The organism is Pseudomonas sp. PSPC2-3, from assembly GCF_049898265.1.
GTDB lineage: Bacteria > Pseudomonadota > Gammaproteobacteria > Pseudomonadales > Pseudomonadaceae > Aquipseudomonas > Aquipseudomonas veronii.
Window position 1 is genome coordinate 44,273 of sequence record NZ_JAFCXJ010000009.1, and the last position, 14,485, is coordinate 58,757.

Here is a 14,485-nt window from a genome sequence, read left to right on the forward strand (position 1 = left end):
TCCTATAGGCCTGATGATGTTCTGGCCTCATCGGGGGCAAGCCCCCTCCCACACGTTGATCTGTGAACACAATCAAATGTGGGAGGGGGCTTGCCCCCGATGAGGCCTTCAAAGTCACCCGGCTCAATGCCTGATCAACTTCTCCAACACCGCCCGCTGATCCCCCTCCACCAACAGTTGCTGTTTGCCGCCGACCATCACCGCCGCCGGCAACCCATCGCGATACACAATCCGGTTACCACTCACCGCCGGCACCTTGCTGCCCGGTAGCAGCGTGCCCACCAGGTTCAGCGGATCAGCCCCGCACACCGCGATCAGGCTTCCATCATGGGCCCGCCGCCGCACCTCACGCAGCAGCGGGATCGCTTCCGGCAAGGCGAACTGCTCGCCCGCCAACCCGCTGACGAACCGCCCGCCGCGAATCTCCCCGCGTGCCTCCAGGCGGTGAAAGGTGCGCAACAGTTCGCGCCAGCTTGGCAGCCAATCCGCCTCGCGCTCCAGCAGTCGCCAGAACACCACGCCGTAGCGGCGCAGCAAGGTCATCGCCACATGCTCCAGGGTTTCGGCCGAGTGCGGGCCGGCGGCGGTCGACGGGCGCCGGATCAGCGCCCAGCGCCCGGCATCGTCCATGCCGCCGACAAATGCACCGCGCCCGCGCCGGCTGCTGCGCGCCTGGCGTTTACTCGCGGGCGTGGTCAGTGCACGCAGCCCGGCGAAACTGTCGGCGTTCACCAGGCCGGCACCGACCAGCTCCTGCAGCGCCGTTTCCAGCTCGCTGCGCAGCAGATGGGCTTCGTGGGCCAGCTCATCGAAAAACAACGCGCCGTGCTCGCGCAGGGTCTGGTGGACTTTCTGCGCCTTGGGCGACAACGTCGTGCTGTCGGTCTGTTCGGTCAGCCCGCTCCACAACGGCACCTGGCTGCGCGGCAGCAGCACCACGGGCGTGCTGCGCAGGGCGGTGGCGCCGGGCTTGTTGCTCAGGCGTGTCCACACCAGCTTGCCGCTGCGGCACAGGTCGTCGAGCCAGGTTGATGTGTAATCCTTGAGCCGCGCGCTGAGCAAGTCACTGTCCCAGGCCGAGGTGGCCGCCGCGTAGCCTTCGAACTGGGCGACGATCTGCGGCAACATCGCGCTGCCCTGGCCACGCGTACCGTCGGACAGGTGCTGCCAATCGAACAGAAAGCGCATGAAGTCCTGCAACGCCACAGGCTCGATTTCCCGGCGCAGGCGCTTGACCGTGTAGCGATGAATCCGCGCCAGCAGGTGCCGTTCGCACCATTGTTCCTCGCGGGCGCCGGGGCTGAAACGCCCGCGCAACACATAGCCTTCCTGCTCCAGGCGGGCCAGGGCCTGGGCGATGTCGGTCACCGGCAGCCCAAGGGGCGCGGCGATTTCGATCAGGCTCAGCGGGCCGAACCCCCCGAGGCGCGCGCGCAGCACTTCCACCAGCGCGTCATCGAAGGTCCAGGGCTCATCGAAGCCGGGCAACAGCGGCAAGTCGTTGGGGTAAATCGCCCGCAAGCAACTCAGGCGTTCCACCGCCACCCACTGGCCTTGGGGCAGATGACAGGCGCGTCCGCCCTTGGCCAGCGTTTGCAACCACTGCCGCCATTGCGGCGTGACCTCGCTGTCGACGATGCACGCCAGGCTCATCAACGCTTCATGCATTTCATCCAGGCCATGGGGCGCCGGCCAGGCCTCTTCGCGCACGCCGGCGATGGCGTCGGCGTCCAGCGCGCCAAGGTCGTCGGTGCTCTGCGGGTCGCTCCAGCGCCGGTTGAGCACGGCCTGGGTGCGGCGTTCTTCCAGCGGCGCGTCGTCGAGAAAGGTGTAGGGCCGCGCGCTGAGAATTTCCGCGGCCATGGGCGAGGGCGCCGGCAGGTCGCGGCTGATCAGGCGTACCTCGCCGCGCTCGATGCGCCGCAACAGGGCCAGCCAGGCGTCGCTGTCCATCGCTTCGTGCAGGCAGTCATCCAGGGTTTGTTCGACCAGCGGGTGGTCGGGTACTTCGCGCTCGCCGGCGAGGTTTTCCAGGCACGCGATCTGGTCGGGAAACACGCTGGCGATCAGGTCTTCGCTTTTCATCCGCTGGATCTGCGGCGCCACCTTGCGCCCGCCGGTAAAACGCGGCAACGCCAGGGCCACCCCGGCGTTCCAGCGCCAGCGCACGCCGAACAACGGCGCGTCGAGCACGGCCTGGATCAGCAGGTGCTCGGCGGTCTGGCTGTTGAGATAACGCCACACCTCATCCAGCGCGAAACTGTGGCTGGTGGACAGCGACAGCACGATCGCATTCTCGCTGGCCGCCGCTTGCAGTTCGAAGTTGAAGGTGCGGCAGAAACGCTTGCGCAGCGCCAGGCCCCAGGCGCGGTTGATACGGCTGCCGAACGGCGTGTGGATGATCAGTTGGGTGCCGCCGGACTCGTCGAAAAACCGCTCCATGATCAGCGTGTCCTGGGACGGCAACGCGCTGAGCGCCAGGCGCGCGCGGGCCAGGTAATCCACGATCTGCTCGGCGCTGGCGCGGTTCAGGCCCAGGGTGTCGGTGAGCCAGGCGAGGGTGGGCTGCAGATCGCCGGGCGTGGCGCCGAGCAGTTCGTCCAACTGGCCCTGCAAACGCGCGACCGCCGCCGACAGTTCGCGGCTGCGCCCCGGCGCTTCGCCGAGCCAGAACGGGATGGTCGGCGGCTGGCCATGGGCGTCCTCGACCCGCACCTTGCCGGCTTCGACCCGCAAGATCCGGTAGGACGTATTACCGAGCTGGAAGACATCCCCGGCGATGCTTTCCACCGCGAAGTCTTCGTTGACGCTGCCGATGTTCAGGCCCTGAGGCTCGAGCAACACGCTGTAGTCGGCGTTGTCGGGGATGGTGCCGCCGCTGGTCACGGCGGTCAGCCTGGCGCCCCGACGGCCGCGCAGGGTGCCGGTCACGGCGTCGCGGTGCAGGTAGGCGCTGCGGATGCCCTGGCGGCCGTTGTAGCCGTCGCAGAGCATCTGCACCAGCGCCTGGTAATGGCGTTCATCCAGCTCGGCATAGGGCGCGGCGCGGTGGATAAGTTCGAGCAGCGCCTGTTCCGGCCATTCCCGTGCGCTGACTTCGGCGACGATTTGCTGGGCCAGCACGTCCAGCGGCGCGACCGGGATGTGCAGGGTGTCCAACTCGCCCCGGCGCACGCAGTCGAGCAGGGCGGCGCATTCGATCAGGTCATCGCGGGTGGTGGCGAACAGGCGCCCCTTGGGCGTGCCGCCGACCTGGTGCCCGGAGCGACCGACTCTTTGCAGAAACCCATTGATGGAACCGGGCGAGCCGATCTGGCACACCAGGTCGACCTCGCCGATATCGATCCCCAGTTCCAGGGATGCGGTGGCGATCAGCACTTGCAGCGCGCCAGCCTTGAGCCGTTGTTCGGCGTCCAGGCGCAACTCCTTGGCCAGGCTGCCGTGGTGCGCGGCCACGGCGGACTTGCCCAGGCGCTCGCTCAAATGCCGCGCCAGGCGTTCGGCCAGGCGCCGGGTGTTGACGAAAATCAGCGTGGTGCGGTGTTCGCGGGCGAGGGCGGCGAGGCGGTCGTAGACCAATTCCCACACGTCGTTGGCCATTACCGCTGACAGCGGCACCGGCGGCACTTCGATATCCAGGTCACGCGGGCGCGCATGGCCGATGTCGACGATTGCGCACGGACGTGCCGTGCCCACCAGAAAACGCGACACCGCCTCGATGGGTTTTTGCGTGGCCGACAGACCGATGCGTATCAACGGCTCGGCGCACAAGCCTTGCAGGCGTTCGAGGCTCAGGGCCAGGTGACTGCCGCGTTTGCTCGCCGCGATCGCATGGATCTCATCGACGATCACCGTGCGCGTGCTGGCGAGCATCTGCCGGCCGGAGTCCGAGCCCAGCAGCACGTAGAGCGATTCCGGCGTGGTCACCAGAATATGCGGCGCACGCTTGCGCATCAGCACGCGGTCTTTTTGCGGCGTGTCGCCGGTACGCACGGCGGTGCGGATCGCCAGCGGTGGCAGGCCCAACTGCTGTAAATGCGCGGTGATCCCGGTCAGCGGGGTTTGCAGGTTGATCTGGATGTCGTTGGACAGCGCCTTGAGCGGCGACACATACACCACCTGGGTTTCATCCGGCAGTTGCCCGCCGTTGGCCAGGCCTTGATGAACCAGGTCATCGAGCACCGCGAGGAAGGCCGTCAGCGTCTTGCCGGAGCCGGTGGGCGCGGCGATCAGCGTCGAGCGGCGCTGGCGGATCAGCGGCCACGCCTGGGCCTGGGCGTGGGTCACCGAGGGGAAGGTGCTGCGGAACCAGGCGCTGACGGCGGGGTGAAAGCCGTTCAAGACCGTATTGGTTGTTTCAGGAAGGTTCATGATCCCTATATGCAACCGCCCGGGCCAAGTTGCAAGCCCGCACTTTGTCCGTGACGGTTGCGCTACAAACCCGCAAAATGCAACGATTCTGGCAAATACCCACGGCAAGGCTCAAACGCCTGTCGATACTAGCCATCGTTCCAAACAGACCGGGCCAGCTCAATCTATGCGAATGCGCCTTATGTTGTTGGGCGGCGGGAATGCCCTCGGGCAGGCGCTGATTCGCCTCGGTGCAGAGGAAGACATCGGTTTCCTCGCCCCCAAACCGCCCCAAGACGGCTGGGATGCCGCGAGCCTTACCCAATTGCTCGACGACACCCGTCCCGATGCGTTGATCAACCTCGCCTACTATTTCGATTGGTTCCAGGCCGAAACGGTCAGCGAAAGCCGTCTGGCCGCCCAGGAGTCGGCGATCGAACGCCTGGCCGAACTGTGTCAGCACCACAGCATCACCTTGCTGCAACCGTCCAGCTACCGCGTGTTCGATGGCTCCCGCGCCACTGCCTACAGCGAAAAGGACGAGCCGGTGCCCCTGGGCCTGCGCGGCCAGGCGTTGTGGCGTATCGAACAGAGCGTGCGCGCCACCTGCCCGCAGCATGTGTTGCTGCGCTTTGGCTGGCTGCTGGATGACAGTGTCGACGGCACCCTCGGGCGTTTCCTGGCGCGGGCCGAGCAGACTGAAGAACTGCTGATGGCAGATGACCGTCGCGGCAATCCGACGCCGGTGGACGATGCGGCGCGGGTGATCATCTCCGTGCTCAAGCAACTCGACTGCGCGGCGCCGCTGTGGGGCACTTATCACTACGCCGGTCACGAGGCGACCACGCCGTTGGCGCTGGGCCAGGCGATCCTCACCGAAGCGCGCAGTTTCCGTGCGCTGGTGATCGAAGCCCCCACCGCCCAGGCCCATGCGGCTCGGCCGGATGCCGGTGAAGAACCACAACACGCGGTGCTGGCCTGCAAGAAAATCCTCCACACCTTCGGCATCAAGCCGCGGGCGTGGCGAGCAGGGTTGCCGGCGTTGCTGGATCGGTTCTACCGCCGTAGCTGAAACACCCCAAAGCAAAATGTGGGAGGGGGCAAGCCCCCTCCCACATTGGTTTTGCGGTGTTTGTTAAATATCGCTTAGAACTTGTAGCCAGCACCGATCATGACAACCAGCGGATCAACGTCCACATTGACCTTGGCGCGGGTGCCTTGGCCCAGGGCGTTGTTGTCCACGGTGGCCGTGGTGCTGATGTCGATATAACGTACCTGGCCGTTGATCATCCATTTGTCGTTGATCATGTAGTCGGCGCCGATCTGCGCGGCCCAGCCCCAGGAGTTATCAGCCTTGAAGTTGCTGAAACCGTTTTGTTTCGCGGTGCCGCTGAGGCTCTCGTCATAGATCCAGGTGTAGTTGATACCGGCACCTACATACGGTTGGAACTTCGACGCGCTGTCCAGCGGGTAGTACACGACGCTCAGGGTTGGCGGCAGTTGTTTCAGGGAGCCGAGCTTACCGTTGGCTGCGCCTACGGAAGTGCCCTTGAGTTTCACGTCATGCGAGAACGGGGTGGCCGCCAGCAGCTCGATACCCCAGTGGCTGCTGAACATGTAGGCGAAGTTCAGACCCAGTTGCGTGTCGCTGCTCAAGGTCGCCTTGCCGCCCAGGTTGGCGCCGGTCGATGGGCCCTGGTCAACTTTGACGTTACCGCTGTCTGTGTTCGGGTTCACGGTAATCGCACCGGCACGAATCAGGATGTCACCGGCCTCGTAAGCGTGGGCAACGGGGGCGGCGAGGGCGAGCGCGAAGAGTGACGCGCCGAGCAGAGACTTATTGTTCATGGGAGCTCCAGAGGACGTTTAAAGGTTGTACATCCAATGGTAAAGATCGTTCCGTTCGGTCTTTTGACGCAGCTCAATGAATGGGTGATAAGCGCTATTCCGGCAATTCGTAGACGTAAATCTTCTCGGCATCCATCTGATAGCCGGCGTCGGCCAGCTCACTGGCGGACGGTTTGACCTGCATCACGCCTTCGATCCAATACGGCTGATACAGCTCGTCGAGCTTCACGCCGACTTCGCTTTTCACATGCACGATCTGGTTCGACGGCGGTGGCGGTACGTGAATGCACGCGCCGAAATACGGCACCAACAGGAACTCGGTGGTACGGCCTTCTTCACTGACTTCCAGCGGCACGATATAGCCCGGCAGGCGGATATGCCGGCCGTCGAGGCTTGGCACCACCGGTGCGTTGGGCAAGTCCTGCTTGGCCGCTGGCGCGGCCTCCACCGACAACGCATCGGCCATTTTCGACAGGTCGTGCAGCGGTTTCATATTGGGGATTTCCGGCGGCGCGTCCGCCGGGATCATTTCCTGCCAGGACAAATCCTTGGGCTGATCCTCCGCCCAGGCGGGCGCGGCCAGCAGCAACAACAGGGCAAACAGGGCACGACGCATCGAAGCCTTCCTCATAAACGTATGGACAGGCCATCGGCCAAGGATTGTCGATAGGCCCGCCACGCCGGCACGCTGCCCATCAACAGCGCCGCCGCGAGGATACCGGCGAGCAAGCTCCATTCATACTCGCTGGGCCAGGCCATCGGCAGGTCCAGGCCGTAGTTGGCCTGCAGGTACCCGCGTGAAGCGGCGATGCACACGTACAGCAGACCCACGCCGGCGATCACACCGGACAGCGCCAGGGCGAAGGCTTCGAAGATCAGCAACGTCGCGATATGCCACGGCCGCGCGCCCACCGAACGCAGGATCGCCATTTCGCGACGGCGCTCGTTGAGGCTGGTGAGGATCGCGGTGAGCATGCCGATCAAACCGGTCAGCACCACGAACAGCGAGATCACGAACAGCGCTTTTTCGGCGGTGCCCATCATGCTCCACAGCTCTTGCAGCGCCACGCCGGGCAGGATCGCCAGCATTGGTTCGCCACGGAATTCATTGATCTCGCGTTGCAGGGCGAAGGTGGAGATCTTGTTGTTCAAGCCGAGCATGAAGGCGGTGATCGCCTGCGGGGTCAGGTCCATGTTGCGCGCCTGATCGGCACTGATGCGGCCTTTGCCCTGGGCCGGCACGCCGTTGTGCCAGTCGATATGGATCGCCTCCATGCCGCCGAGGCTGATATGCAGTGTGCGGTCCACCGGGGTGCCGGTGCGCTTGAGGATGCCGACCACGGTGAACGGTTTGTCATCGTGCTTGACCAGGCTCACCACCGCCACGCCATGGGCCAGCACCAACTGATCGCCGAGCTTGTAGTGCAGCGCTTCGGCCACTTCGGCGCCGAGTACCACTTCGAACGGATCGGTGGCGAAGGCGCGGCCGCTGGCCAGTTCGAGGTGTTGCTTGCGGCCGTACTGGTAGTGCTCGAAATAGGATTCGTTGGTGCCCATCACCCGGTAGCCGCGATGGGAGTCGCCGAGGGAGATCGGAATCGCCCATTTCACCTGCGGGTTGGCGGCGAAGTGTTCGTAGCTGTCCCAACGGATATTGTTGGTGGCGTTGCCGATGCGGAACACCGAATACAGCAGCAGGTTGACCGAGCCGGAACGCGCGCCGACGATCAGGTCGGTGCCGCTGATGGTGCTGGCGAAACTGTTGCGCGCTTCAACGCGCACCCGCTCCACCGCCAGCAGCAGGCACACCGAGAGGGCGATGGCGAAGGCGGTGAGGATCGCGGTAAAGCGGCGGTTAGCCAGGCTGGCCATGGCTAGACGGAACAGATACATCTCAAACCTCTGCGGGCGTGGCGGCGCGATTGAGTTCGGCCAGCGACAGGTGACGGTCGAACAGCGGGGCCAGGCTCTGGTCATGGCTGACAAACAACAGGCTGGCGCCGGCCTCGCGGCATTCGGCGAACAACAGTTGCAGGAAGGCTTCGCGGGCGTCGTAGTCCAGCGCCGAGGTGGGTTCGTCGGCGATCACCAGCTCCGGCTGGCCGATCAGCGCACGGGCGGCGGCCACCCGTTGTTGCTGGCCGATCGACAGCGAGTCGGCGCGGCGCTCCAGCAGGGCGCTGTCCTTCAACCCCAGGTGCGCCAGCAACGCCGCGGCGGCCTGGTCGACACTGCCGTGGCGCTGCTTGGCCCGCTGCGCGCGCAGCTTGGAAAAGTGGCACGGCAACTCGACGTTTTCGCGCACCGACAGGAACGGCAGCAGGTTGAACTGCTGGAAGATGTAGCCGGTATGGTCGACGCGAAAACGGTCGCGGGCACCGGCCGAGAGGTCGGTCAGTTCCTGGCCGAGCAGACGGATGCTGCCTCGGCCGGGTGTCTGCACGCCGCCCAGCAGGCCGAGCAGGGTGGTCTTGCCACTGCCGCTGGGGCCCTTGAGAAACAAGGTCTCCCCCGGTTCCAGGCGGAACGCGGGGATGTCCAGCAACGGCGGGTGTCCGGGCCAGTTGAAGCCCAGGTCGGACAGTTCGATCAATGCGTGGCTCATGGCTACTCAGAACTTCAGGGTGGCTGCTGTGACCGTCGCTTCCACACCTTGCTGGCCGCTCGGGCCGATCAGTTGTACCTGAATTTTCTGGGTGGCGGGGAAGGTCTTGAACACCTGGCTCAGGTCGAGGTTGCTCAAGGCCGTCGGCGTGGCGCAGGTGAACTGGTAGTGGGCGTGGATTTCGCTGTGGTCGTGATGGTGCTCGTGGGCGGCCGCGTCTTTGTCGGCGGTGGCGTGGTCGTCATCGTCGTCATCATGCTCGGCTTCGGGCTTGTCGCCGAACAGCGGGCTGTTGAGTTCCTGGGTGCTGACCACGCAACCGGCGGCCTTGGGCAGGTTGAACAGGGCGGCTGGGTTTTCCAGCTGTTTGCGCACGGCGGCGACCTTGGCTTTGTCGGCGGCGCTGGTGGCCGGGTGTTCGAACCCCACCAGGTTCATCGCCGGGCTGTCCAGCTCAAGCTCCAGGGCCTGGCCGTCGAGCACTGCGTTGAGACGGCCGACCCCGTGTTCATGGGCTCCCAGACTGGCATGCTCATGATCATGCTCGTCAGCGGCGTGGGCGATAGCCAGTGGCAGCAGGGCAAACGGCAAAGCAAGCAGCAGACGGCGCATGGGGAAGCTCCAGAACATGAAATTTATGTTATGTGATCTTATAACAATAGTGTCGAGAGTTTGACCGTCCGCTTGGCGTTGCGCAAGCCGCATGGGAGCATGCCCGTCGGAAAAAATGCAGGAGTAGGGACGATGTTGCGGATTCGTGGAACTGTCGGCGACCTGCCGGTGGACTTGACCCTGGAGCTGGATGACGCTGATTGGGCACGCCTGCGCGCGCAGTTGCAGACGACGCCGGTGCCCAGCGCCACCGCTGCGCCGGCCGTTGCGGTCAAGCAGAACGATGACCTGTGGCAGAACGCCCAGGACCTGTTGCGCGCCGCCGGCCAGCTCAACGGGCTGGAATTGCTCGATCAACTGGAAGGACTGGCCGGCGACGCCGCGGCGGGCAAGCGCCTGCTGGTGCGCCTGCGCCATAGCGGCCAGGTCAAGGTCAGCAGCGGCGGTGATACGCCGCTCTATACCTGGATTGACCCGTTGTAGGAGCGAGCTTGCTTGCGAAGAGCGTCAACCACAACGCGCCCATCCTGAATGAATGCGGTGTCCTTGAGTTTTTCGCGAGCAAGCTCGCTCCTACAGGGCGATTAGTACAGCGCGGCGAACAGCTTGCGGCGGTACGCGGTCACCAGCGGGTGATCGTTGCCCAGCAGTTCGAACACCTGCAGCAAGGTCTTGTGCGGTAAGCCTTCGCTGTAGCTGCGGTTGCGGATGAACAGTTTGAGCAAGCCTTCCAGCGCGGCATCGTACTGCTGGCGTGCCAGTTGCTGAATGGCCAACTGATAGGCCGCTTCGTCGTCCTGCGGGTTTTGCGCCAGGCGGCTTTTCAGGTCGGCGGGGTCGGGCAGGTCGGCGGCCTGGCGCAGGAAGGTGATTTGCGCCTTGGCGCCAGCGAGGGCGGCCTTGTGCTCGTCGCTCTTGACGGCGTCGAGAACGGCCTGGGCTTCGCCCAATTCACCGCGTTCGGCCAGGCAGCGCGCGTACAGAATCAGCGCGCCGGCGTTGCTGTTGTCTTCGCCCAGCAGCGCGACCAGCACGGCTTCGGCTTCACTGATACGGCCCTCGGCAAACAGCGCCTGAGCCTGCTCCAGCGGGTCCGCCGCAGCCGGCGGCGGCATCTGCACGTGAGGTTCGAGCATCGCCCGCACCGCCGACTCCGGCTGCGCCCCGGCAAACCCGTCCACCGGTTGGCCGTCCTTGAACAGCACCACCGTCGGCAGGTTGCGAATACCAAAGCGCGCAACGATGTCCTGCTCGGCCTCGCAATCGACCTTGGCCAGCAGCAATTGGCCCTGATAACTCTCGGCGATCTTCGCCAGCATCGGCATCAACGCCTTGCACGGCGCGCACCACTCGGCCCAGAAGTCCACGAGCACGGGCTTTTCGAAGGAGTTCTGGATCACCGCCTGGTCGAACGTGGCGGTGGTGGCGTCGAAGATATACGGCGTGGGCTCACTCATGGGGCGTCTCGAATAAAGCGGGAATGGGGCAACTATAAGGGCTGGCGCCGCGAATGGTACAGGCTCACCTTGCGAAACTCCCAAGGCTCGGCCAAGTCCGGCAATGTCAGGGCATCGAGTATCGCCAGGCGCTGATAATCCGGATGCTGAAAGTCCCGCACCCGCGAGTCCGCCACCAGTGCTTCACGTCCGCGCGTGAGGAACTGGTCGAGCAGCGGCAGGTTGGCGCGGTCGTAGAGCACGTCGGCCACCAGGATCAGGTCGAAGCGGTCGGCCTCGGCGAAAAAATCCGCCGAATAGCCCAGTTCAACCCCGTTGAGTTCGGCATTCGCACGGCAGGACGCCAATGCCAGTGGGTCCAGGTCGCAGGCCACCACTTCCAGCGCGCCGGCCTTGGCGGCGGCAATCCCGGCGACGCCGGAGCCGGCGCCGAAATCCAGCACGCGCTTGCCCGCGACCCATTCCGGGTTCGCCGCCAGGTAGCGTGCGAGTGCCAGGCCGCTGGCCCAGCAAAAACTCCAGTAGGGCGGCTCATGCAGGATGCGCCGGGTTTCTTCGGGGCTGAAGGCGCGGTCCATGTTGTCGGCGTCGAGCAGCCACAACGCCAGGTCGGTGCCCGGCAACGGGCAGGGCACCAGCTGTGCGTCGCCGATCAGGGCGCTCAGCGCCCGTTGCAGGTCGAGCGGTGGCGTCATGGTGCCTTGACGAGTTGCAGGGGGCCGGTGGTCTGGGTGATGGCCTGGGTGATGCGTACTGCGGGCAGGTGCAGGATCAGTTGGCCGGACTGGCTGGCGCGCCCGCGCAGTTCGACCCGCGCACCGGCCGGGAACGCGTCGGGGCTGAAGCGTAGGCGGAAGGCCAGGGGCTTGCCGTTGCCGCTCAGCACGCTGCTGGCGAGCAGTTGTTGCGGGCGGCTGCGGTCGTCGATCACCAACAGCGCCATTTCGACTTCGGCGCCGGCGGGCACGTTGGTCAGGCTGCCGTTGATCTCACGCTGGTAGGCCGGCAGCGGGCCGAGGTCTTCGATGCCGGGGACTTTTTTCTCTTGCGCCGGCTGAGGCTGCGGCGTCGAAGGTTTTGGGGCTTCGCTGCTGCAGGCGACCAGAAAACCGAACAAGGTGAGTAAAACGAGTGGTCGTAACTGCATGTACGGCTCCAGAAAGGACAAAATCCGTGGCTTAAAAAACAGGAAACATAATCGTCAGCCTATATACCGTAAAGGCTATGGCTTGTCTTGCCACGGGGATGCGCTACCATGGCCCTCCCTTTTTTTGTTGCCTGCCACCATGCACTGTCCCTTCTGCGGTGCCAACGACACCAAGGTCATTGACTCGCGTCTGGTCGCCGAGGGCGATCAAGTGCGTCGCCGGCGCGAATGCCTGGCCTGCGGTGAACGTTTCACCACCTTCGAAACCGCCGAACTGGTATTGCCGCGCCTGATCAAATCCGACGGCAGCCGCCAGCCTTTCGACGAAGACAAATTACGCGCCGGTATGCAGCGCGCCCTGGAAAAACGCCCGGTGAGTGTCGAGCGGCTGGAGGCGGCGCTGGCGCATATCAAGCACAAGTTGCGCGCGACCGGCGAGCGCGAGGTCAAGTCCCTGGTGGTTGGAGAGCTGGTGATGGGCGAGCTGCAAAAGCTCGACGAAGTCGCCTATATCCGTTTCGCTTCGGTGTATCGACGTTTCCAGGACCTCAATGAGTTCCGCGAAGAGATCGACCGCCTGGCCCGTGAGCCGATCAAAAAATGAACCCACCGTCTGCTGAACAGGCCATCCTCGACGCCCATTACATGGCCCGCGCCCTCGAACTGGCGCGCAACGGCCTGTACACCACCCATCCCAACCCGCGTGTGGGGTGTGTGATTGTGCGCGATGGGCAGATCGTCGGCGAAGGTTGGCATGTACGTACCGGCGAGCCCCATGCGGAAGTGCATGCCTTGCGCGCGGCCGCTGACAAAGCCCGCGGCGCCACGGCCTATGTCACCCTGGAACCCTGCAGCCATTACGGCCATACCCCGCCGTGCGCCGATGCGCTGGTGAGTGCCGGGGTGGCGCGGGTGGTCGCGGCGATGCAGGACCCCAACCCGGACGTCGCCGGGCGCGGTATGCAGCGCTTGGCCCAGGCCGGCATCGAAGTGCGCAGCGGTGTGCTCGAAGTGGAAGCGCGGGCGCTCAATAAAGGTTTCCTCAAGCGCATGGAACACGGCCTGCCGTTTGTGCGGGTCAAGCTGGCGATGAGCCTGGACGGCCGCACCGCGATGGCCAGCGGCGAGAGCCAATGGATCACCGGCCCCGCCGCCCGCGCCGCCGTGCAGCGCCTGCGCGCCGAGGCCAGCGTAGTGCTGACCGGCGCCGACACCGTGCTGGCCGATGGTGCGCGCCTGACCGTGCGCGCCGCCGAACTCGGCCTGGACGCAGAAACCACCGCGCTGGCCATGTCGCGTCCGCCGCTGCGCGTATTGATCGACGGCCGCCTGCGGGTGCCGCTCAATGCGCCGTTCTTCAAGGCCGGCCCGGCGCTGGTCATCACCTGTGTCACTGCGGAAAACCAGTTCCCCCGTGGCCCCGAGTGCCTGGTGGTGCCCGGTGTCGATGGCCAGGTCGACCTGCGCTCGGCGCTGGTGGCGTTGGCGGCCCGTGGCGTCAACGACGTGCTGGTGGAAGCCGGGCCAAGCCTGGCGGGCGCGTTCGCCCAGCAGGGCCTGGTGGACGAATACGTGATTTTCGTCGCCGGCAAGTTCCTCGGCTCCGCAGCCCGGCCTTTGCTGGACTGGCCGCTTGAGAAACTGGCCGACGCGCCCCAACTCAAGATCACTGAAATGCGCGCTGTGGGCGATGACTGGCGAGTCACTGCCATCCCTGTGCCAGCAGCGAGCGTATAATTCTGACCGGGCGCTCAAACGCCCGCACCGTTTTCCAGGAGAAGGCCATGTTCACCGGCATTATCGAATCCATCGGCAGCATCCGTGCCATGACCCCCAAGGGCGGCGACGTGCGCCTGCTGGTTGACACTGGCAAGCTCGACCTGGGCGACGTCAAGCTGGGCGACAGCATCGCCGTCAGCGGCGTGTGCCTGACCGTCGTCGACTTGCCGGGCAACGGCTTTGCCGCCGATGTCAGCCGCGAAACCCTGGACTGCACGGCGATGAGCGACCTCAAGGCCGGCAGCCCGGTCAACCTGGAAAAAGCCCTGACCCCGACCACGCGCCTGGGTGGTCATCTGGTCAGCGGCCATGTCGACGGCGTCGGCGAAGTAGTGGCGCGCAGCGAAAACGCCCGCGCCGTGGAGTTCCGCATCCGCGCGCCCAAGGAGTTGGCCAAATACATCGCCCACAAAGGCTCGATCACCGTCGATGGCACCAGCCTGACCGTGAACGCCGTGGATGGCGCCGAATTCGCACTGACCATCATTCCCCACACCCTGAGCGAAACCATCATGGCGTCGTACCAGCCAGGTCGCCGGGTGAACCTGGAAGTCGACTTGCTTGCCCGTTACCTGGAGCGCCTGCTTATGGGCGATAAGGCCGCAGAGTCTGACTCTCGACAAAAGCCTGCCAGTAACATCACCGAAAGTTTTCTGGCCGCTAACGGCTACCTGAAATCCTGACCAA

14 protein-coding genes are annotated in these 14,485 nt (G+C 64.9%); 5 read left to right on the forward strand and 9 right to left on the reverse strand.

Annotation, left to right across the window (positions count from 1 at the left end; all coding sequences use genetic code 11):
• Positions 1 to 123: 123 nt before the first annotated feature.
• Entirely contained in the window at positions 124 to 4,371 is a 4,248-nt protein-coding gene (locus tag ACP7E3_RS20895; protein ID WP_426124232.1) for a DEAD/DEAH box helicase, read from the reverse strand.
• 166 nt (positions 4,372 to 4,537) lie between these two features.
• Between ACP7E3_RS20895 and ACP7E3_RS20900 the strand changes: the two genes are divergently transcribed.
• The gene (locus ACP7E3_RS20900; RefSeq protein WP_026140363.1) at positions 4,538 to 5,422 is read left to right on the forward strand and encodes a sugar nucleotide-binding protein; all 885 of its coding nucleotides are present in this window, start codon (positions 4,538 to 4,540) and stop codon (positions 5,420 to 5,422) included.
• 74 nt (positions 5,423 to 5,496) lie between these two features.
• Here the strand turns inward: ACP7E3_RS20900 and ACP7E3_RS20905 are convergent, their stop codons facing one another.
• The 5 genes from ACP7E3_RS20905 to ACP7E3_RS20925 form a co-directional block, all read right to left on the reverse strand.
• Positions 5,497 to 6,198: an OmpW/AlkL family protein gene (locus ACP7E3_RS20905; RefSeq protein ID WP_169865484.1), complete on the reverse strand. Its 702-nt coding sequence runs from the start codon at positions 6,196 to 6,198 to the stop codon at positions 5,497 to 5,499.
• A 94-nt stretch (positions 6,199 to 6,292) separates the two neighbouring features.
• Positions 6,293 to 6,814: a DUF3299 domain-containing protein gene (locus tag ACP7E3_RS20910; RefSeq protein ID WP_169865486.1), complete on the reverse strand. Its 522-nt coding sequence runs from the start codon at positions 6,812 to 6,814 to the stop codon at positions 6,293 to 6,295.
• A gap of 11 nt (positions 6,815 to 6,825) precedes the next feature.
• Positions 6,826 to 8,091: an ABC transporter permease gene (locus ACP7E3_RS20915; protein ID WP_026140362.1), complete on the reverse strand. Its 1,266-nt coding sequence runs from the start codon at positions 8,089 to 8,091 to the stop codon at positions 6,826 to 6,828.
• Between the two features lies 1 nt (position 8,092).
• Positions 8,093 to 8,803 (reverse strand): ABC transporter ATP-binding protein, encoded by a 711-nt coding sequence (locus ACP7E3_RS20920; protein WP_057005475.1) that lies wholly within the window; start codon positions 8,801 to 8,803, stop codon positions 8,093 to 8,095.
• Between the two features lie 6 nt (positions 8,804 to 8,809).
• Positions 8,810 to 9,415 carry a DUF2796 domain-containing protein gene (locus ACP7E3_RS20925; RefSeq protein ID WP_046381887.1) on the reverse strand — a complete coding sequence of 202 codons (606 nt, stop codon included), beginning with the start codon at positions 9,413 to 9,415 and terminating at the stop codon, positions 8,810 to 8,812.
• 132 nt (positions 9,416 to 9,547) lie between these two features.
• On the opposite strand from ACP7E3_RS20925, the gene ACP7E3_RS20930 reads away from it, so the two are divergent.
• Entirely contained in the window at positions 9,548 to 9,898 is a 351-nt protein-coding gene (locus ACP7E3_RS20930) for a hypothetical protein (RefSeq protein ID WP_046381888.1), read from the forward strand.
• 101 nt (positions 9,899 to 9,999) lie between these two features.
• On the opposite strand, the gene trxA is transcribed toward ACP7E3_RS20930, so the two are convergent.
• Genes trxA through ACP7E3_RS20945 form a run of 3 tightly spaced genes read right to left on the reverse strand, consistent with a single transcriptional unit; the run spans position 10,000 to position 12,019 of the window.
• Positions 10,000 to 10,872 (reverse strand): thioredoxin, encoded by an 873-nt coding sequence (gene trxA, locus ACP7E3_RS20935; protein WP_057005478.1) that lies wholly within the window; start codon positions 10,870 to 10,872, stop codon positions 10,000 to 10,002.
• Positions 10,873 to 10,904: 32 nt separating this feature from the next.
• Complete coding sequence (locus ACP7E3_RS20940; RefSeq protein ID WP_046381890.1) at positions 10,905 to 11,567, reverse strand: class I SAM-dependent methyltransferase; 663 nt, start codon at positions 11,565 to 11,567, stop codon at positions 10,905 to 10,907.
• Positions 11,564 to 12,019, reverse strand: a complete 456-nt coding sequence (locus ACP7E3_RS20945) for a YbaY family lipoprotein (RefSeq protein WP_017849582.1) — start codon at positions 12,017 to 12,019, stop codon at positions 11,564 to 11,566. The genes ACP7E3_RS20940 and ACP7E3_RS20945 overlap by 4 nt, the downstream gene beginning before the upstream one ends.
• Before the next feature lie 139 nt (positions 12,020 to 12,158).
• Between ACP7E3_RS20945 and nrdR the strand changes: the two genes are divergently transcribed.
• Genes nrdR through ACP7E3_RS20960 form a run of 3 tightly spaced genes read left to right on the forward strand, consistent with a single transcriptional unit; the run spans position 12,159 to position 14,481 of the window.
• A complete protein-coding gene (gene nrdR / locus ACP7E3_RS20950; RefSeq protein WP_026140361.1) occupies positions 12,159 to 12,623 on the forward strand; it encodes a transcriptional regulator NrdR in 465 nt (154 codons plus the stop codon).
• Positions 12,620 to 13,756: a bifunctional diaminohydroxyphosphoribosylaminopyrimidine deaminase/5-amino-6-(5-phosphoribosylamino)uracil reductase RibD gene (gene ribD / locus ACP7E3_RS20955; protein WP_046381891.1), complete on the forward strand. Its 1,137-nt coding sequence runs from the start codon at positions 12,620 to 12,622 to the stop codon at positions 13,754 to 13,756. The genes nrdR and ribD overlap by 4 nt, the downstream gene beginning before the upstream one ends.
• A gap of 47 nt (positions 13,757 to 13,803) precedes the next feature.
• On the forward strand, positions 13,804 to 14,481 hold the full coding sequence (locus tag ACP7E3_RS20960) for a riboflavin synthase (protein WP_017849579.1): 678 nt from the start codon (positions 13,804 to 13,806) through the stop codon (positions 14,479 to 14,481).
• Positions 14,482 to 14,485: the final 4 nt, after the last annotated feature.